This window comes from Cupriavidus sp. LA-1 (genome assembly GCF_055385985.1).
In genome coordinates this window covers 476,545-496,168 of the sequence record NZ_AP031390.1, presented here as the reverse complement: position 1 = coordinate 496,168, position 19,624 = coordinate 476,545, and the positions used below count along the sequence as shown (strand labels likewise).

The following is a 19,624-nucleotide window of genomic DNA, read 5'->3' as shown; positions in this document are numbered from 1 at the left end:
CTAAATGCTTCTACGAATTCGTTGCTGCGGGGTCGTGCGCGATGTTGTGGTCAGGGGCGTTCCTCCCTAGCCGGCCTCATAACTTCTGTGCCGAGGAGGTCGACAAGATCTGGAACAATCGCGCCGGCGCCTCCAGCTTCCGTCGCAGCCTCATACGTCTTGAACACCGCCTCAGCGATCGCGCCGTACGCCTTCGCCCTATCGGCCATGTCGGTGTAGTAGTCGAGGTCCTTGCACGCGTTGGACATCGCGAACTGGAGAACACCCGAGTCCCGCCCAGATAGATACGGCCGTAGTCGTTCCAGGGCGACGCCACCTCCGCCACCGTTGGCAAAGACCTCCAACAGACGGTCGAATGGCACACCCAGACTCCGGCCGCAAGCAAACGCCTCCGACAAGAGCGCAATGCCTCCCAGAGATACATAGTTGTGCAATAGCTTTGCAGCATGGCCAGCGCCGGTCGGTCCGACGTGAGTGGCTCGTTCCGAGAAACATGCAAGCAACGGTTTGCACGTTTCGAACAGTTCTGCGTCGCCTCCAACTAGCAGGTTGAGTCGCCCCTCGGCAGCTTCCTTAGGACCACGCGTCATAGGGGTATCAAGGAACCGGCCACCCTCTTTCTGCACCCGGTCGGCAATCTTGCGCGTCGATTCTGGAACGGCCGTCGAGCAATCGAGAATGATCCCGCCTGGCTTCAATCCCTCCAGCACACCCCCGCTGCCCAACACAACCGCCTCTACCTGCTCAGAACCAGTGACACAGAGAATCACTACGTCAGAACGCGCGGCCAATTCTTTGGCGCTCGAGCAGCTGCTGACCCCTGCTGCCTTAAGCGTGTCCAAAGGCTGATTGCCAGCGTGCTCAAGCACCACAAGCGCGTGCCCGTTTCTGACGATGCTGGTTGCGATTCCGTGGCCCATGAAGCCAACGCCGATTAGTCCAACGTTCAATTTCATCGAATACCTCACGTGCTCGCGCCCTTGGGCGCGGTCATTTCAGTTACAGCCACATCGCAATAGCTGTGTGGCGATGCGTCTCGAGCCAGAAGCTCTTTTTTCGATCCGCAATTTCCTTTCAGACAAGCCCCGCGACTTCGTACAACGTGTCGATCACAGTGCCGTCCCTGTACTCCACGACCCCGACGACTCGGTCGGTGCGAGTTCTGCCTGGCCGAGTTGGATTGGCGCAAGTGCGTGCGCGCTCGCACAATTCGTCCATATCTAGTACAGACACGCCAGCATCCGCGAGCTGGCCTCGCAGCTCATCCCGCCTAGGATTGACGGCTACGCCAACCTCAGTGACGATAAGGTCAACCGTGCTGCCAGGCGTCGTGACGCACGCGACCTGCTCAACAATCTTTGGTCCTGCGAAACTCCGAAGACGCGTCGTCACAATTGACAGCTTCGCGCCCGCTGCTGTGTCAGCATGGCCACCTGATCCTCCCAGAATCACGCCGTCGCTGGGACGTCGCGACATTGACGTTGAACGAACGATCCACCTCGCATGCTCCGAGAAAGACGACATCCAACTGGTCAACCACCGAGCCGCGGCGGCCAGGCTTTGCGTACTGAGAGGCGGACATCGCCAGATGGCGGCGCTCTCGGCGGTAGGAGTCGACGGCCCTGAGGTCGAAGCATTGGACATCGAAAACGGCACCAAGAAGGCCTTCCTCCAGCATGTCAACGATGGTTCCAGTGATACCTCCTGACGCAAAACTTCCCCGAATGTTGCGCTCTCTCATCAGGGCCTGTATCTTGAGCGCCGCTGCAATGGATGCTCCACCGGCCCCGGTCTGAAGCGACAATCCATCTCGAACCAGGCCGGAGGCGTCAGCTGCCTTTACGGCGTTTGAGGCAATCTCCAATGCGATGGGGTCCGAGACTGGTTTCGTGCTCCCTGACACTATGTTGTTCGGGTCGCCAATGGAATCCACTGCAACGACGAAGTCGACCTGGTGCTGCGGGATGTCTACCTGCCAAGTGACACGCTCACGCAGGTCGTCGGTTATCCCAACAACATGCCTCGCATGCAAGGCGTCCACCATGGGGTATCCAAGAGGCCCACACGCGGCGCGGCCTTCCGCTCCGCTAAGATTTCCGCATCGGTCCGCCACCGGCGCCGCGATGAAGGCCACGTCGATTGCCAGATTCCCATCCTCAATGGCCCGTGCGCGTCCTCCATGTGTCTGAAGGACGAGCGGCTTCTCCAGAAGACCGTTCGAGATTGCGTGTGCCACCGGTGCTGACACGTACGAAGCAACGATGCGCGTGACGGTGCCCCGACGAATGTATTCGACCAATGGCTCGTGCACCGGAAACAGTGAGCTGGCGGCAACGCGCAAATCGCGAAGTCCGCGGCTTGCGGCTACCGCCAGTACTGCATTGAGAACGCCGTCACCGTTTCGCAGATGGTGGTGGAACGAAAGGGTTGCCCCATCTCGCACTTCACAGGCATCGAACGCTTCATGAAGACTTTTTAGAACCTTGTTGCGCCGACCCCGAAGCGAATCGTCCACAAACAGCTGGATCTCACCGTAACCCTCGATGTGCTTTGGAATCTCGCGCATAGATCGTCGCCTTCGTTCAGTTCAAGCTGCTCTCTGAGCTATCAGAGCATCCGGTGTTCCACGACCACGAGTGGATCCGTGGCTTCCGTGAAGTTCGGCAGATCTGCGAGCAAGGTGACGCCCTCCGGGCTGCGCAGCGCGCTCATTAGCGCTTCCTCAGAGTCGAACCAGAGTTCGCTGAAACCGTCGTACCCGATGTCCACCGAACTCTCTTTGCGAATCAGGTTTACGGCATACTTGCGCATGCTTGGCAACTTCTTGCAAAGTTCCGCATGTACCTCAAGCCAGTGCTTTTCGAACGCCTCTTTCGACAGGTCTTTGCGGCGACGCACGAGTCCGATACGTTTTACGAAATGCTGCCCTACGCTCATGATTTCTCCTTTGGGTTGTTGACTGCCTTGCCTCTTACCTCTACGCCCGCCCACTGCTCAATGGTCTGGACAATGGAGGTCGTGTTCTTGTCAGGGCCGACCTGGAGCACGGTCTGCATCCACAGTCGATCCACTGCAGTACCGAGCCACAACGGGACCTGCAGGGATTCGGCCATGTCCATGCATAGCCGAATGTCCTTGCGCATCAGGACGTTCGCAAAGCCATTGTTGAAGGTCCGGGGTAGGACATGCTTAGGAAAGCGATCTTCAGTGGCCGAGTTCCGTCCGGACCCCATGTTCAGCACTTCCAGCATGATTTCGGGCTCGAGTCCGGCCTTCACACCAAGCACCATGGCTTCTGCTGTGAGCGCCAAGTGAGCACCCGCCATCATGTTGTTGATTAGCTTGAGGCTTTGCCCCATCCCGACGCTTTCGCCAACGATCTTGGGCTGGCCGAAAGCTTGCAGAAACGGCATCGCTTCCCGCACAGCCTCATCGGCGCCTGACACCATCAGCGCCAGCGTGCCAGCCGCTGCTCCTGCCACACCGCCACTTACAGGTGCGTCAACTGCCGCAATGCCGTGGCGACACAGCGTCGCTCCCACCTCCTCTGCGGCCTTTGGACCTGTAGTCGACAGATCGACGTAGACCTTCACTGCGGTCCCTTTGGCAACGCCGTCGGTACCCAACGCAACCTGCTTGACAACGTCTGGCGTTGGCAGGCTGACGAAGACGATCCGCGCCTGGTCCGCCACCTCCTTAGGTGACTTCGCCACCCGCAGCCGGCCTTCGAATGGAATCAGCGACTGAGAACGTGCGTCGTGCGCAACCACCTTGTGCCCCGCACTGAGAAGGCGCTCGACGATGGGCGCGCCCATGCTGCCAAGACCGATAAATCCAAGTACTCCACTCATGCTTTCGAGGCGCTCTGGCCTTCCAAGTAAGCTTTGACGACCGGGCTTGCGACGCGAAACGCTTCCACGCCGGCAGGAACGCCGCAGTAGACGGCAGCCTGGAGCATCACCTCCTGCACTTCCTCGACGGTGCAACCGTTCACAAAAGCACCCTTGACGTGCGTCTCCAGTTCCTTGGAACGATTCATCGCCGTCAGCATGGCGATATTGAGCAGGCTGCGCGTCTTTTTCGGCAGGCCCTTGCGCGCCCAAATTCCTCCCCAGCAAAACTCGGTCGTGAGTTGCTGCATAGCCTGGTTAAAATCGTCAGCCTGCGCCAACGCCCTATCCACGACCTCGGCGCCGAGGACACTTTTCCGCATTTCGACGCCAGCCTTGAAGGCGTCGGTTTGGACATATCGGGGATCAATTTCATGCGTCATATCTTTTCACGCTCCGTGCTTGTTAATGAGGTGGAAGCTCTAGAAGCCAGCTCTGGATCGCAGCCCTCGGCCGCGCTTCGCAGGGTTCAATCAAAGTTTTGGCCAGGGCCGCAACGCCGGACGTAACTGCTCCCAGGCGTGCGCAATCTGAAGGACGCCAAGATCATCAAATCGGTGGCCAGCGATCTGCAGCCCAATCGGCACACCGTTGTCGTCGTATCCGCAGCACACGGACGCCGCGGGTTGCTCGCTCATGCTGTAGGGCACCGTGAAGCCGATGTGCGCCTGGGTGCTTTCAACCTCCGGAATGGGGCAGCCCCAATCTGCGGGGAAGCTGACGTTTGGCGACACGGGGGAAATTACGTAGTCGAACGGTTGCGTTGCGGCGACGGTCGCCGACCGCACTCTCAGCGTCTGGTGATACGCGGCGTACATTGCCTCGCCGGTAAGTCCCTTGCCGGTCTCGGCCCAGCTGCGCACGAGCGGAAGTACTTTTTTCTGCTTTTCGTGGCTCAGGGCGCCAATATCCACCGCGGACCTCACGCGCCAGAATGTGTTGATCCCGCGCAGCATTTCCTGAGTCATCCAGGGCGACATCTCCTCAACAACGGCGCCTGCTTCGACAAACAGCGCGGCCGCAGCCTCCATGACCTCGCGCACTCGAGGGTGGACGGGCATGCCGCAGCCAGCGTCGAGCAAGAGTCCGATATGAACGCCTTTAAGGTCTCGGTCGAGTTGAGTCCACGGGATATCAGAAGCGGGGAGGCTGCTGTAGTCGCGATGGTCCGGCTGCGCCAACACACTCATCATGAGTGCTGCGTCACGCACGGTTCTTGTCATTGGGCCCGCAGCACGGGCCATGTAAGGCGAGTCGATTGGAATGCGCCCGAGGCTAGGCTTGAGACCGACGATTCCGCACCAGGCCGCAGGCAGTCGGACGGAGCCGCCAATGTCCGTCCCGATGTGGAGTGGGCCGAAGCCAGCCGCGGCTGCGGCTCCGGCTCCTGCGCTGGAGCCCCCAGGGTTCATCGCCAGATTCCACGGATTACGCGTGAGCGGGTGGAGACTTGAAAGCCCAGACGACAACATTCCGTACTCGGGCATCGTTGTCTTTGCAACGAATACTGTCCCTGCTTCGCGCAGTCGCGCGGCAGGCGGTGCGTCCGCAGCCGCCGGCACAAGATCAGTCGCGCTAGTGCCCAGAGGAACGGGGACGCCCTTGGTTGCGATGTTCTCCTTGATCATCACCGGTACGCCGTCCAGCGTAACTTCGCCAGACATCAGTGGATTGCCCGACTGCCACCGAGCCTCCGACGCCTTGGCCATGGCGAGTGCGCCCTCAGGATCAAAGGCGTAGGTCGCCTTCACGATTGGATCGCAACGCTCAACGTGCTCAATTACGGCTTGCGTGACTTCCACCGGAGAGAAGCTTCCTTCCCGGAACCCGTCGACAAGTTCCCAAGCGGACAACTCGTGCAACTGCGTCATGTTTCATCTCTATGCAATGTAGCAATGGATGCATTAAGCCATTGACCGCACCACATTATCTATATACAGTTGCCCACACTGTTGATATAACAGTGCGTAGGGTTTTCCCGGTGCCACTCCTCTGTACCCAGTAGCGGTCACACAATGCGAATCGACAAGTCGTCTTCCAAGCCTCTCGTGGCCCAAGTCCACGAGACGCTTGTTCAGCAAATCCAATCAGGGGTCCTTGCGACCGGAGCGAAACTTCCCTCCATCAGAAGGTTTGCGCGTGAACACGACGTCAGCACCATGACCGTGGTCAACGCCTACCAGCGCCTTGTTTCCGATGGACGTATTGAGGCGCGTAGCGCAAGTGGCTACTACGTCAGCTCACCAACCGCTGATGCCTCGCGGAACGCCGTAGACAAGGAGCCTCACGTCGATTCACTTTGGCTTTTGCAAAGGGCTTATGAGGAAAGTGGGCACCTCCTAAATGCCGGTTGCGGATGGATGCCAGCTGAGTGGATGATGCAGAAGGAACTGCGCCAAGCAATGTCGCGTTTAGCTCGCCGGCCCGCCGTCATTGCGGATTACGGAACACCTCAGGGCTACCTCCCCTTGAGGCAACAAATCCAATCATTGCTGTCGGCGCAGTCTATTCAGGTGGCGCCACGACAGGTTGTGATCACACACGGTGCATCACATGCACTGATGCTTGTCGCCCGGGCGATTACGCAGAGTGGGGACGTCGTACTTGTCGATGACCCCAACTCGACAAACTTGTTCGCTACGCTACGCGCCCTGGGACTTCGCCTGGTCGGCGTGGACCGTACGCCGACGGGACCGGATTTGCACCATCTGCAGGCGATGGCCGAGCAGCACAAGCCAAAGGCGTTCTTCACCACATCTCGACTGCACAACCCTACCGGAAGCCATTGCTCTCCGGCTACGACCTACGAAATCCTGCGGTTAGCAGAGCATCTAGACTTTCACGTAATCGACAACGACGCCCTTGGGGATCTCGCGCCCGAAGGGATCCCCAGTTTTGCTAGCCTCGACAGCCTTCGGCGAGTCATTCACGTTGGCACTTTTTCCAAAACCCTTTCACCTAGCCTGCGGACCGGATTTGTGGCCTGTAGCGACGAGATGGTTGAGCGAGTCGTGTATCAGAAAATGGTGAGCACGCTGACAACCTCCGAACTTAACGAAAAGCTCGTCTATCTTGTCATCGTAGAAGGGCACTATCGCACGCACCTCAAACGACTGAAGGAAAGACTCGCAGCCGCGCAACGGTCCTTTGGCCAGCGCCTGCGTACCGCCGGTCTGCATCCGTTCCTTCTGCCAGATGGTGGCCCGTTCATTTGGGTCCGATACTCGGACGACATTGATACGCGAATCTTGGCCGAACGCGCAGCCACTGAAGAAATAATGCTTGCTCCCGGTGATCTTTTTCGACCCGACATGCGCGCGACCTCATGGCTCCGCTTGAATGTTTGCTTCGCTAACGAGGATAAAGTCCTACGATTTCTACGCGACCAGGCGCCTCGACGTCGTAAAAGCTAGTGAAGCAGCTTGTACCCTTGGGAAGACAGAGAACACGATGGGCAAGAGGCCATTGGCCTGGGTCACATAGAGACTGCAGCACGGACTCTGCTCTCCTGAGAGCGTCAGACCTTGGCCGGTTGCTCCGCGCCCATTCGATGATGAAGCGTTTGGCGGTTGGCTCGGTCGCCTGGCGGCGAGGTATCAGATCAGGGTCGATGAGTTGTAGCACATTGGCGGCTTTGGTGGCGTTTCCAGCGTTGGCGAATGAGTATTGGTTGATTACCTCAGGGAGACGTTCTCCCATGGTTTAGGCGCAAAGCCTCACCGGCCGAGTGGTTGGGCCTCGTCTAGAATAGCATTCCTCACAGTTGGAGGCTTTCCTCATGACGACCAAGCGAATCACTAGAAGGGATGCAGAGATCGTCGGCGACATCCTCGCAGAAATTGCACAGAAGGAAGTCATGCCGCGCTTCACAGGTGAGCGCTCGAACCAAACGAGTATCAAGACCTCGACGTTCGACATCGTTACGGAAGCGGATGAAGCCGTCGAGCTACAGCTGTCTTCCGCTTTGCGAAAGCACTTTGGACAGGTGGTGCTTGTTGGCGAGGAGGCAGCGGGACGAGATGCTTCGATGCTCTCGCAGATCGCCACAGCAGACCTCGCCTTCATCATTGACCCCATCGACGGCACAAAGAACTTCGCTTCGGGAGTTCCAGTGTTTGGCGTGATGGTCGCGGGAACAATTCGTGGGGAGGTGGTGCTTGCGGCCATCCATGACCCAGTATGTCGGCGCACTTCTTTCGCGGTCCGAGGAGAAGGCGCGTGGGAGCAACGTGGAGCGTCTTTAACCATTTCCCTGAGAGTCGCGGAACCTGTTCCGGTGAGCCAGATGCACGCCGTGGCTGGCACTAATTTTTTGCCTGAGCCCCTGCGCACCAAGGTCACCCACAATCTATCGCGGCTGGGCATGAATTTTTGGCTACGGTGCGCTGCACATGAGTATCGCCTGGCAGCGGCCGGAGGCTGTCACCTGCTGATGTACAACAAGCTTATGCCTTGGGACCACGCCGCTGGGTGGCTATTGCATCACGAAGCCGGAGGTTATAGCGCGCACTTCGACGGCAGACCGTATCTCCCCGTTCAGGCATCTGGCGGCCTTCTGTATGCGCCCGACAAGACGTCTTGGCTCGCCGCTCGCGAAGCCCTATTCGACATACCTGCCGATTGAGCAATCTGGTGCTACTCCAAGTCTTGCAGCAACTGACCAGGTAAAGCTCCCAGCCTCCGAACCAACTATGGCCGAAGGGCGTCCGGCGGTAACATATCTACATGCTTCCAGATCTTGTCTCACTCGCTCTATTCAGGAAGGCGGTCGAATTCGGCAGCCTTTCAAAGGCCGCCGTGTACATGCACATGACGTTATCAGCTGCGAGTCGGCGAATCTCCATACTCGAACATCAGTTTGGCATTCAACTTATGGATCGTCCCGCAGGGGGCGGCATCGTGCCTACAGCAGTGGGGCTTGCGATAGCGGAAAGTAGTGGCCGCGTGCTCCGGGAGGTCGATCGCCTAAGGTCCGAGGCAACAGAGTATGCGCGAGGTATCCGCGGATACGTCCGCCTCGCCGTTAATACCACGGCTATGGGCCAAGGCCTACCCAGCGACATTGCGAGATTTACGCGACAGCATCCTGAGATACGCGTGGAAGTTCGCGAAATCCGCAGCCCTGATATCATCGCTGCAGTCCGGGACGGAGCGGCGGACATCGGCATAGCAATGCCGACACCGCACTTGGGAGGGCTACGAATCATTCCTTACTTGCCCGACCGGCTTTGCGTTGTAGTACCTGCCGAACACTCACTGGCAGCGGATGCGGTCCGCTTCGACGAACTTCTCGAGTTCGACTTCATCGGGCTCGATACGAACGCGACCCAGACCGAGCTGATGCGCAAGGCTGCAGAACGAGCCGGACGGTCGCTCCGAATGCCGGTACAAGTCCAAAGCTTCGAAGCGCTCTGCAGGGCAGTAGAGGCAGGGATGGGCATCGCCCTTTTGTCCAGCGCAGCAGTCGGGACATACATGCAGAGCCTCAACATCCGCACGGTTGATTTGGATGAGGAGTGGGCAGCCCGCCAAATGGTCCTGTGCCTTCGCGAAGGCCCAGTCGGGCGTCCAATCGAGGCTCTCGCCGCTTTCTTGCAAGCGAACCCCGATAAAAGTACATCATGATTCTTATTTAGACTCTGACCCTTCAGTTTTTGCGAAGGGCGGTTGGCAAAATGTCGCTCGCGCGCTTCAGCTCTCCTCCTTAGACTGCCTCAAAACAGGTGGCCATAAGGCCAACAATGTTAGGAGACAGCAGCATGAAGCTGACGCACTTGATGGGCGCCATTGCGGTGTCCATGACTCTTGGTACTGCGCACGCAGTCTATCCCGACCATCCCATTCGGATGATCGTTCCGTTCGCCGCCGGGCAGTCCGCGGACATTTTTGCTCGCGCGTTTGCTGAGCACCTGGGCAAGCATCTGGGGCAACCGGTGATCGTCGACAATCGCGTCGGGGCTGGCAGCAATATCGGTGTCGCAACCGTCGCCCGCGCTGTTCCAGACGGCTACACGATCCTCATGGCCGGGAGCGCGATAGCGGTCAATCAGACGCTCTATCCGCCGGAGCGGCTTGGGTACGATCTGAAAAAGGACTTGGTGCCAGTAACGGGCGTCTACACCGTCCCGCTTATCTTCGCGGCCAGTCGGGAATCCGGCATCACGACTCTTCCCCAATACATCGCGGCGGCGAAGGCCGCCCCTGGCAAGCTCAGTTTTGCCAGCGCAGGCGTTGGTGGCACCCAGCATCTGGCCTCTGAGATGCTAAACCACCGATTGTCATTGAAGGTGCAGCACATTCCGTATCGCGGCAGTAGTGCGGCTCAAGCCGACGTAATCGGCAACCAGATTCCGGTCATTGCAGATGCCGTGCCCGCGATTCTTAGCATGATTCAAGCGAACAAAGTTGTGCCACTGGCAGTTACCACAAAGGCGAGACTAGCCCAACTGCCCAATGTGCCGACCGTCGCAGAAGCCACGGGCCTCAAGGACTTCGAAGCGCTTGGCTGGGGCATGCTGTTGGTACCTACAGGGACCCCCGCCGCCGTCGTAGACCTGCTCTCGCGGGAGAGCCAGATCGTACTTAAATCTCCGGAACTCCGCAAGTTCATGACGGACCGTTCAAGCGAAACGCTGCCGCAGACCCCGCAACAAGCGAAGGCCTTTCTTGCCAGCGAAATTTCGAAATGGGGCGAGTCTGTCAAGACTTCTGGCGCCAAGCCTGAGTAACGACTTTTCCGGCACATCCCATCGAATCATCATGACGATCATCGATCATCAAACACGAATACGATCAGACCGAGAAATTTCGCGCAGGACTGGCGGTGCGTGAGGCAGTTCTGGGCAGAGATAGAGTAAAGAAGGCCCTGTGGGACGCAGACGCGTTCAATGCACCAATGCAGCAGCTCGTGACTGAGTTCTGTTGGGGCGCCGCGTGGACCCACGAAGGCCTGCCGCGCAAGGTTCGTAGTCTGCTCAACATCGCGATGCTCACAGCGATGAATCGTTCGACTGAGCTGGAGACTCACGTCCGAGGTGCGCTCACCAATGGCTGCTCGGTCGAGGAGATCCAAGAAGCTCTGCTTCAGGCGGCCGTCTATGCCGGTGTTCCGGCGGGCATCGAGGGCATCCGAACCGCCACACCGGTTATCCGCGACCATCTGGCATCGCAGGAGTGATTCATGAGCACGCCACAGATTGGCTTTATCGGGCTGGGCAGCATGGGGGCCCCCATTGCCACCCGCTTGTTGGATGCCGGTCAACAGTTGGTAATCTGCGACGCAAAAGCAAGCAATGTGGACGCATTTCGCAAGCGGGACGTCGTTGTCGCGAACTCGCCGCAGGACGTAGCATCGCAGGCTGAAATCGTATTCGTAAGCCTTCCCACCCCTGAAGTCGTAAAGCAAGTCGCGCTGGGCCCCAACGGTATCGTTCAAGGGTCGGCTGTGAAAATGTACGTCGACCTGTCGACGACGGGTCCGAAGGCTGCGATTGAAGTCGCTCAGGAGCTTTCGAAGCGCTCGATTGTCGCCGTGGATTGCCCGGTCAGCGGCGGAGTCGGTGGCGCGATTTCAGGCACGCTAGCGCTGATGGTATCGGGGCCTGAGAACGAAGTCGAACAACTCATGCCCGTGCTCCGCCAGTTCGGAAAGCCTGGCGTGGTGGGGCAACAAGCAGGGCAAGGTCAGAGCCTCAAGCTGATTAACAATCTGATGTCGGCGACGCACCTTGCCATCACCGCCGAAGCCATGGTACTTGGCGTGAAAGCTGGCCTGGACCCTGACGTCATGCTGGCCGTGCTTAACACGGGCTCGGCCCGGAACGCAGCAACAGAAGAGCGATTCCCGAACCATGTCCTCACTCGAACGTTCAACAACGGGTTCGCAAATGCACTTATGCGCAAGGACGTAAAACTGTGCATGGAAATGGCCGAGCAGCTTCAGGTACCGATGTGGGTCGGCACTGCAGTCGACAGACTGTGGATGCAAACCGTCCTCCAAATCGGGGCGGAAAAGAACAGTACAACCATCGTCCAGACGATCGAACAGTGGGCCGGCGTTGAAGTTAGGGGCAAGGCGGCTGTGAAGTAGATTAACTCTCGGACTGCTTGGACAAATGGAGTTATCCGAGCGGCACGTGCCCGGCAAAAGGCACGTGCCGCTCGCAGGAAGAGCCGGAACCTAGTCGCCTGATTTGGCAACCCCAGAATCGATACTGAAGACCGGCGACTGGCTGCCTACTCAAGCCCGGTACAACGGCGAGATTGCCTCAGCCGAGACACGCCGCTTACATAGTCAACCGTATCGGAAAGGCGAGTGGCGCCCAGAACCATGTTAAAGAGCTTGTCCGAAATCAGAACCATTCGAGTTTATCGAATACTGTCCACGCAAAAGCGCATTTGCTCGGATGTCCGGAGGGATAAGGCTCCAAAGAGACCGGACATCTCTCTTATCTCGCACGAGCAGACCCCACCCTTCCCGAGATACGACGCCTTTACTGATCCGGCATTCATGAACTTGAATCACGCCGCGTACTTGACCGGATGATGCTGAAAGTAACGTCGAATGCGTTCGGGCTGTTTCTGGACACTGCGCAGATGGCTCGACGCAGCCTTGATGAGTTGCAGTTTGGTGCGAGCCGGTGCCCGCGAGGTGACGGCCTGCTTGATATCGGCGTTGGCCATTTCGTCGGGATTGAGTTCGGGACTGTAGCTGGGCAGGTAAAACGCTTCGAATTGCTCGACGTGCTGGGCCAGCCAGGCCTTGACCGGCTTGCTGTGATGCACCCTCAGGTTGTCGAGAATCAGGAACACCTTCTTGCCCGCGTCCTTGACCAGACGGCGAAGAAAGTCGATCAAGATATCGGCGTTGATCGCGCCCTCGAAGATCTTCCAGCGCATCTTGCCGCGATTGGTGACCGTAGAGATGATCGACAGCCCCTCGCGCTTGCTGTTGATGCGCACCACCGGCGTTTGCCCGACCGGGGCAAAACTTCGCCCGCGCACGTCGTCCGATCGCAGCCCGGTCTCATCGCCCCAGTGGATCTCGGCGCCTTCAGCCTTGGCGCGCTGGGCAATTGCCGGATAGTCCTCTTCCAGCCACTTCCTGACCGCGGCCGGCGACTGCTCGTAGGCACGGCGAATCGGCTTCTGCGGGGTGAAACCCCAGCGCGACAAGTAGAGTCTCATGGTACGAACCGGCAGCCGGATACCGAAGCGGTGCTCGATCAACTCTGCAACCGCACGGCGGGTCCACAGTGCGTAAGCCATCTTCAGTTGATCCGGCGTCCGGTCGCAAATCAGCTTGCGAACTTCGCGCTCCTGCTCGGCGTTCAACAAGCGTCCCTCGCCAAACCGACGCCCGCCGACTGCATCTTGCAACGCAGTCGAACCGCCTTCGGCATGGCGCTGGCAGACGCCAAACACGCCAGTCCGACTCAGGCCCGTCTGTGCCGCGATCTCGTCGTACGTGTAACCCGCTGCGCGCAGTCGAATCACCTGCACACGCCTCTCATGCCAACGATCCCAAGCGTATCCTCGAGGTCCGCAGGCACCTGCATATCGGCATGACCGTGGGCTACGTCGCCGACGACCTGACCAGCCGCTGCGCCAGGGGCGCGTCCTCGAGCTGCGTCAGACCCAGGCCGTGGTCCAGGACACCAGCAGCGGCCGCCACTTGATCCTGCCCTACGCCGCCGTGCTCGCCGAGCCCACTACCGCTGCGCAGCAACCACCGCACGCTTCACCGCCACCACCGCCCCGGGCGCAGCGCGCGGACTTCCGGGTCGGCGATACCGTCACCTTCACCGACCAGCACCTCAGCGGACGCATCGCCACCATCGTGCGCATCAACCAGAAGACCGCCTCCATCGAGTGCGCCCCGAACGAAGGCCACTGGCGGGTCTCCTTCGCGCTACTGCGCAAGGTCGTCGACCTGTAGCCCCCACCGCTTACCGTCGCTCGCCAGACGGGTTCCGCTGACGGTTACATATCCAGTGGTTCCGTCGCCAGCCAAATTGCGTCGATCCGGATCACCGAAGCCACCCTTGCAGCAACAGTGCACAATCGCTCGCGGTAACCGTCGCCGCAACTCGGCGCACTTCGATCTGGATCTCCGCAGGACCCGGTGCTACGGTTGGCGACTCCAATTGCAACGGTACAAACTCCACTGGAGGCACCCCCATCTGCTTCCGGGCTTCCTCTGCCGCATCCAACTCCTCCTGCGTAGCGACACAACTCCGCACCATGTTCGCATTCAGACGATAATGCAGCGCCACTGCCGCAATCGACACGTTCGGCTGCGTCGCCGCACGTGCCACTTGCGCCTTGAACTCCTTGCTATGTCGCCGACGTCTGGACGAGGTATTGTCAAATCTGGTGTACGAGGGCTGATCGTGGCCGGTTGTCAGGCGGCGAGTTTCTGCTGATCCGGCGGATTGTCTTGCGCCGGAGTTCCGTCCTTGAAGGGAACACCCTTCAAGAGCAGTTCGATGTGTTCGGCGCCATTGATGCGGCGCCATGTTTTCTCGGCTTCCTCGATCAGCTTGAAGGCCAGGCCAAGGAAGGTTGCTCGTGACACACAATTGCGCGTGCGCGTCGTGCGGTGACGCACGGTCGCGAAGGTCGACTCAATCGCGTTCGTCGTGCGGATGTGCTGCCAGTGCTCGGCCGGGAAGTCGTAGAACGTCAGCAGGCTGTCTCGATCTTTGGTGAGCACGCCGGTGGCCTTGGGGTACTTGGCGCCGTAGATCGTTACAAAGCGATCGAAGGCGGCATAGGCATCTGCCTTGGTGGCTGCCATCCAAATCGCCTGCAGATCTGCCTTGGCGCGGCCATGCTGGGATTTTGGCAAGGCGTTCAGGACATTGCCCATTTTGTGGAACCAGCAACGCTGGGTACGCGTGGCCGGAAACACCTCCTCCAGGGCAGCCCAGAATCCCATGGCGCCATCGCCGACCGCCGCCAGCGGGCCAGCCTGCAGGCCGCGGGATTTCAGGTCCAACAGTACTTCCGCCCACGATGCCTTCGATTCCCGATAGCCGTCACCGATCGCCACGCGCTCCTTCGTGCCGTCGGGCTTAACGCCGATGATCACCAGCAGGCATTGCCCGTCCGATCCCTCGCTGCGCAGACCCGTGTGGATGCCGTCCACCCACCAGTACACATAGCGCGCTGCCGACAGATCACGCTGATTCCAGCTCGCATGCTCATCTGCCCACTGTGCCTTCAACCGGCTCACCACGTTGGCCGATAGTCCTTTGGCATCGTCGCCCAGCAGTACCGACAGCGCCTCACTCATGTCTCCTGTCGAGATTCCCTTCAGGTACAGCCAGGGCAGCGCTGCACTCACCCGCGGCGATTTCCTCACATACGGCGGCACGATCGCCGAGTTGAACTTCACGCCAGACCCGGACCGGTCGCGCACCTTGGGCACCTTCACCTCAATCGGGCCGGCCCCCGTCAGCACCTCGCGCTCAGGGAGATAGCCATTGCGCACCACGGCGCGCTGCCCGCTCAAGGTCTTGACGTTACCGAACTGCTCAAGCAGCTCTGCCAGCTCCACTTCGATCGCCTCCTGGATGACCCGCCGGGCCCCGCGCCTGATCAGCTCCTCGAGCCCCAGCCCGATTTCCGATAGACCGACTGCTTCTTTACCTTTATCCTTGTTCATGGTGGACTTTTCTTGTGCTGGTTTCCGATCTCGACAATCAGATTCTCAGCGAAAAGCTCCACCGCCCTCGACTCCGCGCCTCAAATTCCCCGCCGTACACCACTTTCGACTTTAGCTCCGTCTGGACTACCTCGGCCTCTTCCATCGTGTACATGTGTCCATGCCAAATTTAGATGGACACGATCCTCGCCCTCAATATTCCCCTGATCAAGGCGTGTTCGCTTGGCGCTTACGCTAAATTAATCATTGTCCGCGTTTGAACGATGATGGTAAGCTCAGTCTCAGCGTCTTCGAAGTCCGCCATACATCGCAAGGCGTTCGTACGATGGAGATCTTTGATCTCCTGACAGCCCACAGAGCCGCCGCAAGTCTCTGGCTCACAGAACGCTCCCAAATATGTCCCAATACCTCCAAGCAACCGACCCCGTCGGTCGGAATCCCATCACAATCCCTGCCCTTCATGAAATGCGGCGCAGGGGCGAAAAGATTGCCGCCCTGACCTGCTACGACGCAAGCTTCACGGCCCTTCTCGACCGCAGCGGAGTTGAACTCATCTTGGTCGGAGACTCGATGGGGAATGTCGTGCAAGGCCAGAGTACGCCTTTGCCAGTCACCATCGACGATGTTGCCTATCACACTCGATGCGTATCACGGGGCAACAAAAGTGTGTTGATCGCGGCAGACCTTCCGTTTGGAACTTACGCTACCCCCTACGCGGCGTTCGACAACTCCGTCAAGCTTATGCAGGCGGGCGCCCACATCGTAAAGCTAGAGGGCGGAGAGTGGCTCGCCGACACGGTTAGCTTCCTGGCCGAGCGTGGGATTCCAGTATTCGCGCACCTCGGCCTCACCCCTCAGTCCGTGCATACCTTCGGTGGCTTCAAGGTGCAAGCGAAGACTGCGTCAGCCGCGGAGAGGTTGAAAACGGAGGCACTTGTCTTGCAAGAGGCCGGAGCATCCTTGTGCGTGCTGGAAGCCGTCCCCGCCGATGTCGGCAAAGACGTTACAGGGGCTCTTCAGATTCCAACAATCGGCATCGGCGCAGGACCTCATTGCTCTGGGCAAATTCTCGTCCTGCACGATATGCTCGGCGTGTTCCCAGGAAAGACACCGCGCTTCGTTCGCAACTTCATGACGGGTGAGCAGAGTCTTGAAGCAGCGGTTCGACGCTATGTCTCCGATGTGAAAAACTTCAGCTTCCCGGCTGCCGAACATTGCTACTAAGATGCCGGCCCACCTCTGAAAGGAGGTGGGCCAATCTGTGCCAGATGAGCCCGCCCTAATAGGCGTCCTCATCTGGACCGTCCTACTTCCTATCGATCCAAACGGTTTGAGCGTTTGTAGTGGTCTAATTTCCTCGGACAGGTCGATAGGAGGACAATCCGGAATCGACGAGGAAAAAAGAGCTAGGGCAATGCTGATTATTGAGACTTGCATAAATGCTGACATCACCACAACTCGGCCTGCTTCCAGCACGCGGCAATGATGTTGGCGCGTTGCTGTGCGCTGCGCAGCCGATTGCGGGCGGTCGTTTTGAGTTCGGCGAGCGAGTGTGGGCAGAAGTTGGCCAGGGCATGGCGCTTGAGCCAGGCCCAGAGATACTCCACTGCATTCAGGTCCGGGCTGTAGGGCGGGACAAAGGCCATCTGCACTGCACCACCAGTGCTATCGAGGTAGTCGCGCACGATGCGACTCTTGTGCTGCGCGGCGCCGTCCCAGATGATCATCAGGCGGCGTTTGAGGTGCGCGCGCAGTGCCTTGAGGAACTCCACAATCTGTGCGCTCTTGATCGCGCCGTCGTAAAGGCGGAACAGGCAGTTGTGATAACTCATTCCCGCGATGGCCGAGACATGCTTCCAGTTGAAATGAAACTGGATGACTGGCGTTTGACCTTTCGGAGCCCAGGTGCGCACGCGCGTGGGGCGCTCCGAGAGCCCAGACTCGTCAATGAAGACGATCAGCCGTTGCTCCCGCGTACACTTTTTTTGAGCGCGGGCCAAGTCTTGCGCTTCCACGCCAGAACGGCGTCCTCGTCGCGCTCGATAGCGCGTCGATCTGGGCGTTGGGGCGAGAAGCCGAGCGAATCCAGAATGCGCCAGACATGGGCCTCGTTGTATGACACCCCGAAGCGTTGCTCGATGAGTAGACGCACCCGTTTGAGCGTCCACAGTTCGGTGCCAAAGCCATGCTCGGTGGGGCGCTGCAGCAAGGCACGACACAACTGCTCGCGCTGGGCATCGTCGAGCAACGACGGCCGTCCACGGGCCATGGTGCGCAGCGCATCGATGCCGCCTTCGTCCAGTCGCGCCTTCCACGTGTACACCGTCTGCCGTGCCACGCCCACCGCAGCCGCAACCTCCGCGACCGGCTTGTTCGCTAACAGCATCCGTCCAGCGCGAACCCGCTTTCTGGTCGCTTCGTCCATCTTCCCAGCCATGCAATCGACTCCCGATCAACGCCTTGATCAGATAACGCGTCAGACTCGAATCGGCTGTCATGATTTATACAAGTCTCAATAAGTCCTCCGATTCGTGAGGAGAAGCGTTATTTGATGAATCACGAGCGCAGAAAGAGACGAACAATGAAGCAGATGACGTTGGCAGCGGGTGCAGATCAAGGGGCTGGATTCGAGCAATACCGTAAGCCAACGCGACGTGAGGGATTTCTGGCGACGATGGAGGCAATCGTGCCGTGGGCGGCGTTGTGTGCCGTGATCGAGCCGTACTATCCGAAGGCGGGCAACGGCCGGCCGCCCATTGGTCTGGAGCGGATGCTGCGTATCCACTTTGTGCAGCACTGGTTCAACCTGGCGGATCTGGCTTGCGAAGAGGCGCTGTACGACAGCACCAGCCTGCGCCGCTTTGTAGGCATTGACCTGGGTCGTGAGCCGGTGCCGGACGCCACCACGCTGCTGAAGTTTCGCCGCCTGCTGGAGAAGCACCAGCTTGCCGAGCGGCTGTTTGCTGAGGTAGGCTGGGTCCTGCAGGCCAGTGGCGTGAAGCTGAAGACCGGCACCATTGTGGATGCCACGATCATCAGTGCACCCAGCTCGACGAAGAATGAAGAGAAGGCGCGCGACCCCGAGATGCACCAGACGCGGAAAGGACAGCAGTGGTACTTTGGCATGAAATTGCATATTGGCGTGGACAGCCAGAGTGGGTTGGCCCATTCGGCAGTCGTAACGCCGGCCAATGTCCACGACAAGCATGCGCTGCCGCACTTACTGCATGGGCAGGAACAGCGCGTCTATGGTGATAGCGCCTGGTCGCCAGTCAGCAGGAGCTGATCGCATCGAAAGCTCCCCACGCCAAGGATTTCACCAATCAGCGTACCCGCAAGAACGGCCAGATTGACGAGGTGCAACGCGGGAAGAACCGAAACAAATCAAAGATCCGTGCCCGGGTCGAACATGTCTTTGCCGTGGTCAAGCGCCTGTGGGGCTTCACCAAAGTCCGCTACCGTAGCCTGAAAAAGAATGCCGGCCGGGCCTTCACGGCCCTGGCGCTGGCCAATCTTTACCTGAGCCGAGGACATCTGATGGGAGCAGTCCGCCCATAAAGGGCGAGTGCGGGGCGAGCGCCTCGCCAACACAGCCCGTTGGGGGCGCAGCAAAGCCAAAATCTCGTCATCACAGCCATTTTTCAATGCGCATAGGCTCCGCGTCGAACCGTTCCAAAAAAAATCAGCAGCTTATTCAGCGTAGCCTTAGATTAGTTTATGGCGACGCTGAACAAGCCTCTGAATTGACGCTTGACCGGATCGGTCAACGGGCATTTTGCTGTGGCCGTGACTGTTATTCGCGTTTTCGAGCCCTTGCGGGCCATAAAAGCGGGCGATTTGCCCGCTTTTGGCCCATTACGGGCGCACCTGTGCCATAAGCCGCGTTCGGCACAGGTACACATTGGCCAGCGCCAGCGCGACAAAGGCGCGATTAGCGTTCTTCGCCAGGCCGCGATAGCGTACCTTCGTGAAGCCCCACAACCGCTTCACAACACCAAATACGTGCTCAGCCCTCCTTCGCGGAGAACATTGCGCATGCTGGGGCAGTTGGCGCGGGGCATCGGAT

The 19,624-nt window shown here is 59.1% G+C and carries 19 protein-coding genes and 2 pseudogenes; 9 read left to right on the top strand and 12 right to left on the bottom strand.

Annotated features, from left to right (window positions below; genetic code table 11):
- Window positions 1-50: 50 nt before the first annotated feature.
- From ACZ5MJ_RS36480 to ACZ5MJ_RS36450, 7 genes are all read right to left on the bottom strand, one after another.
- Entirely contained in the window at window positions 51-956 is a 906-nt protein-coding gene (locus ACZ5MJ_RS36480) for an NAD(P)-dependent oxidoreductase (RefSeq protein WP_464227213.1), read from the bottom strand.
- Window positions 957-1,074: 118 nt separating this feature from the next.
- On the bottom strand, window positions 1,075-1,476 hold the full coding sequence (locus ACZ5MJ_RS36475; RefSeq protein WP_464227211.1) for a citrate lyase subunit alpha: 402 nt from the start codon (window positions 1,474-1,476) through the stop codon (window positions 1,075-1,077).
- On the bottom strand, window positions 1,421-2,566 hold the full coding sequence (locus ACZ5MJ_RS36470) for a citrate lyase subunit alpha (RefSeq protein WP_464227210.1): 1,146 nt from the start codon (window positions 2,564-2,566) through the stop codon (window positions 1,421-1,423). The genes ACZ5MJ_RS36475 and ACZ5MJ_RS36470 overlap by 56 nt, the downstream gene beginning before the upstream one ends.
- A 41-nt stretch (window positions 2,567-2,607) precedes the next feature.
- Window positions 2,608-2,937, bottom strand: coding sequence for an EthD family reductase (locus ACZ5MJ_RS36465; protein ID WP_464227209.1), 330 nt, complete (start codon window positions 2,935-2,937; stop codon window positions 2,608-2,610).
- Window positions 2,934-3,851 (bottom strand): NAD(P)-dependent oxidoreductase, encoded by a 918-nt coding sequence (locus ACZ5MJ_RS36460; RefSeq protein WP_464227207.1) that lies wholly within the window; start codon window positions 3,849-3,851, stop codon window positions 2,934-2,936. The genes ACZ5MJ_RS36465 and ACZ5MJ_RS36460 overlap by 4 nt, the downstream gene beginning before the upstream one ends.
- Window positions 3,848-4,273, bottom strand: coding sequence for a carboxymuconolactone decarboxylase family protein (locus ACZ5MJ_RS36455; RefSeq protein WP_464227206.1), 426 nt, complete (start codon window positions 4,271-4,273; stop codon window positions 3,848-3,850). The genes ACZ5MJ_RS36460 and ACZ5MJ_RS36455 overlap by 4 nt, the downstream gene beginning before the upstream one ends.
- A gap of 90 nt (window positions 4,274-4,363) precedes the next feature.
- Window positions 4,364-5,761 carry an amidase gene (locus tag ACZ5MJ_RS36450; RefSeq protein ID WP_464227205.1) on the bottom strand — a complete coding sequence of 466 codons (1,398 nt, stop codon included), beginning with the start codon at window positions 5,759-5,761 and terminating at the stop codon, window positions 4,364-4,366.
- Between the two features lie 144 nt (window positions 5,762-5,905).
- Here ACZ5MJ_RS36450 and ACZ5MJ_RS36445 point away from each other — a divergent pair, with 144 nt between their 5' ends.
- The 6 genes from ACZ5MJ_RS36445 to ACZ5MJ_RS36420 all read left to right on the top strand — a co-directional run bounded on the left by ACZ5MJ_RS36445 (window position 5,906) and on the right by ACZ5MJ_RS36420 (window position 11,979).
- Complete coding sequence (locus ACZ5MJ_RS36445; protein ID WP_464227204.1) at window positions 5,906-7,303, top strand: aminotransferase-like domain-containing protein; 1,398 nt, start codon at window positions 5,906-5,908, stop codon at window positions 7,301-7,303.
- A 365-nt stretch (window positions 7,304-7,668) separates the two neighbouring features.
- Complete coding sequence (locus tag ACZ5MJ_RS36440) at window positions 7,669-8,514, top strand: inositol monophosphatase family protein (RefSeq protein ID WP_464227203.1); 846 nt, start codon at window positions 7,669-7,671, stop codon at window positions 8,512-8,514.
- Window positions 8,515-8,615: 101 nt separating this feature from the next.
- Window positions 8,616-9,515, top strand: coding sequence for a LysR family transcriptional regulator (locus tag ACZ5MJ_RS36435; protein WP_464227202.1), 900 nt, complete (start codon window positions 8,616-8,618; stop codon window positions 9,513-9,515).
- A gap of 134 nt (window positions 9,516-9,649) precedes the next feature.
- Window positions 9,650-10,618 carry a Bug family tripartite tricarboxylate transporter substrate binding protein gene (locus tag ACZ5MJ_RS36430; protein WP_464227200.1) on the top strand — a complete coding sequence of 323 codons (969 nt, stop codon included), beginning with the start codon at window positions 9,650-9,652 and terminating at the stop codon, window positions 10,616-10,618.
- A 47-nt stretch (window positions 10,619-10,665) separates the two neighbouring features.
- The gene (locus ACZ5MJ_RS36425; RefSeq protein ID WP_464227541.1) at window positions 10,666-11,067 is read left to right on the top strand and encodes a carboxymuconolactone decarboxylase family protein; all 402 of its coding nucleotides are present in this window, start codon (window positions 10,666-10,668) and stop codon (window positions 11,065-11,067) included.
- Between the two features lie 3 nt (window positions 11,068-11,070).
- Window positions 11,071-11,979, top strand: a complete 909-nt coding sequence (locus ACZ5MJ_RS36420) for an NAD(P)-dependent oxidoreductase (protein WP_464227199.1) — start codon at window positions 11,071-11,073, stop codon at window positions 11,977-11,979.
- 431 nt (window positions 11,980-12,410) lie between these two features.
- Here the strand turns inward: ACZ5MJ_RS36420 and ACZ5MJ_RS36415 are convergent, their stop codons facing one another.
- Entirely contained in the window at window positions 12,411-13,391 is a 981-nt protein-coding gene (locus ACZ5MJ_RS36415) for an IS630 family transposase (protein ID WP_464227198.1), read from the bottom strand.
- Window positions 13,392-13,563: 172 nt separating this feature from the next.
- On the opposite strand from ACZ5MJ_RS36415, the gene ACZ5MJ_RS36410 reads away from it, so the two are divergent.
- Window positions 13,564-13,827 (top strand): hypothetical protein, encoded by a 264-nt coding sequence (locus tag ACZ5MJ_RS36410; RefSeq protein WP_464227197.1) that lies wholly within the window; start codon window positions 13,564-13,566, stop codon window positions 13,825-13,827.
- 465 nt (window positions 13,828-14,292) lie between these two features.
- Here ACZ5MJ_RS36410 and ACZ5MJ_RS36405 read toward each other — a convergent pair whose 3' ends face one another.
- The gene (locus tag ACZ5MJ_RS36405; RefSeq protein WP_464221875.1) at window positions 14,293-15,558 is read right to left on the bottom strand and encodes an IS256 family transposase; all 1,266 of its coding nucleotides are present in this window, start codon (window positions 15,556-15,558) and stop codon (window positions 14,293-14,295) included.
- A gap of 396 nt (window positions 15,559-15,954) precedes the next feature.
- Between ACZ5MJ_RS36405 and panB the strand changes: the two genes are divergently transcribed.
- Window positions 15,955-16,782: a 3-methyl-2-oxobutanoate hydroxymethyltransferase gene (gene panB, locus ACZ5MJ_RS36400; protein ID WP_464227196.1), complete on the top strand. Its 828-nt coding sequence runs from the start codon at window positions 15,955-15,957 to the stop codon at window positions 16,780-16,782.
- Window positions 16,783-17,006: 224 nt separating this feature from the next.
- Here the strand turns inward: panB and ACZ5MJ_RS36395 are convergent, their stop codons facing one another.
- Window positions 17,007-17,726 (bottom strand): IS630 family transposase, encoded by a 720-nt coding sequence (locus tag ACZ5MJ_RS36395; RefSeq protein WP_464227195.1) that lies wholly within the window; start codon window positions 17,724-17,726, stop codon window positions 17,007-17,009.
- A pseudogene (locus ACZ5MJ_RS36390) lies at window positions 17,621-17,944 on the bottom strand (helix-turn-helix domain-containing protein); the annotation flags it as partial. The pseudogene ACZ5MJ_RS36390 and the gene ACZ5MJ_RS36395, both read right to left, overlap by 106 nt.
- A gap of 195 nt (window positions 17,945-18,139) precedes the next feature.
- Between ACZ5MJ_RS36390 and ACZ5MJ_RS36385 the strand changes: the two are divergent.
- Window positions 18,140-19,116, top strand: a protein-coding gene (locus tag ACZ5MJ_RS36385; RefSeq protein ID WP_464227193.1) for an IS5 family transposase whose coding sequence is annotated in 2 segments (ribosomal slippage) — window positions 18,140-18,826 and window positions 18,829-19,116 — 975 coding nt in all. Because the reading frame shifts where the segments join, the coding sequence is not laid out codon by codon here.
- A gap of 297 nt (window positions 19,117-19,413) precedes the next feature.
- On the opposite strand, the pseudogene ACZ5MJ_RS36380 reads toward ACZ5MJ_RS36385, so the two are convergent.
- Window positions 19,414-19,578: pseudogene (locus ACZ5MJ_RS36380) on the bottom strand (transposase); the annotation flags it as partial.
- Window positions 19,579-19,624: the final 46 nt, after the last annotated feature.

What these genes read in the sequence shown, in the direction of transcription:
- ACZ5MJ_RS36480 (WP_464227213.1), bottom strand. Translation starts at nt 956, where the DNA reads ATGAAATTGAACGTTGGACTAATCGGCGTTGGCTTCATGGGCCACGGA.
- ACZ5MJ_RS36475 (WP_464227211.1), bottom strand. Translation starts at nt 1,476, where the DNA reads ATGTCGCGACGTCCCAGCGACGGCGTGATTCTGGGAGGATCAGGTGGC.
- ACZ5MJ_RS36470 (WP_464227210.1), bottom strand. Translation starts at nt 2,566, where the DNA reads ATGCGCGAGATTCCAAAGCACATCGAGGGTTACGGTGAGATCCAGCTG.
- ACZ5MJ_RS36465 (WP_464227209.1), bottom strand. Translation starts at nt 2,937, where the DNA reads ATGAGCGTAGGGCAGCATTTCGTAAAACGTATCGGACTCGTGCGTCGC.
- ACZ5MJ_RS36460 (WP_464227207.1), bottom strand. Translation starts at nt 3,851, where the DNA reads ATGAGTGGAGTACTTGGATTTATCGGTCTTGGCAGCATGGGCGCGCCC.
- ACZ5MJ_RS36455 (WP_464227206.1), bottom strand. Translation starts at nt 4,273, where the DNA reads ATGACGCATGAAATTGATCCCCGATATGTCCAAACCGACGCCTTCAAG.
- ACZ5MJ_RS36450 (WP_464227205.1), bottom strand. Translation starts at nt 5,761, where the DNA reads ATGACGCAGTTGCACGAGTTGTCCGCTTGGGAACTTGTCGACGGGTTC.
- ACZ5MJ_RS36445 (WP_464227204.1), top strand. Translation starts at nt 5,906, where the DNA reads ATGCGAATCGACAAGTCGTCTTCCAAGCCTCTCGTGGCCCAAGTCCAC.
- ACZ5MJ_RS36440 (WP_464227203.1), top strand. Translation starts at nt 7,669, where the DNA reads ATGACGACCAAGCGAATCACTAGAAGGGATGCAGAGATCGTCGGCGAC.
- ACZ5MJ_RS36435 (WP_464227202.1), top strand. Translation starts at nt 8,616, where the DNA reads ATGCTTCCAGATCTTGTCTCACTCGCTCTATTCAGGAAGGCGGTCGAA.
- ACZ5MJ_RS36430 (WP_464227200.1), top strand. Translation starts at nt 9,650, where the DNA reads ATGAAGCTGACGCACTTGATGGGCGCCATTGCGGTGTCCATGACTCTT.
- ACZ5MJ_RS36420 (WP_464227199.1), top strand. Translation starts at nt 11,071, where the DNA reads ATGAGCACGCCACAGATTGGCTTTATCGGGCTGGGCAGCATGGGGGCC.
- ACZ5MJ_RS36405 (WP_464221875.1), bottom strand. Translation starts at nt 15,558, where the DNA reads ATGAACAAGGATAAAGGTAAAGAAGCAGTCGGTCTATCGGAAATCGGG.
- panB (WP_464227196.1), top strand. Translation starts at nt 15,955, where the DNA reads ATGTCCCAATACCTCCAAGCAACCGACCCCGTCGGTCGGAATCCCATC.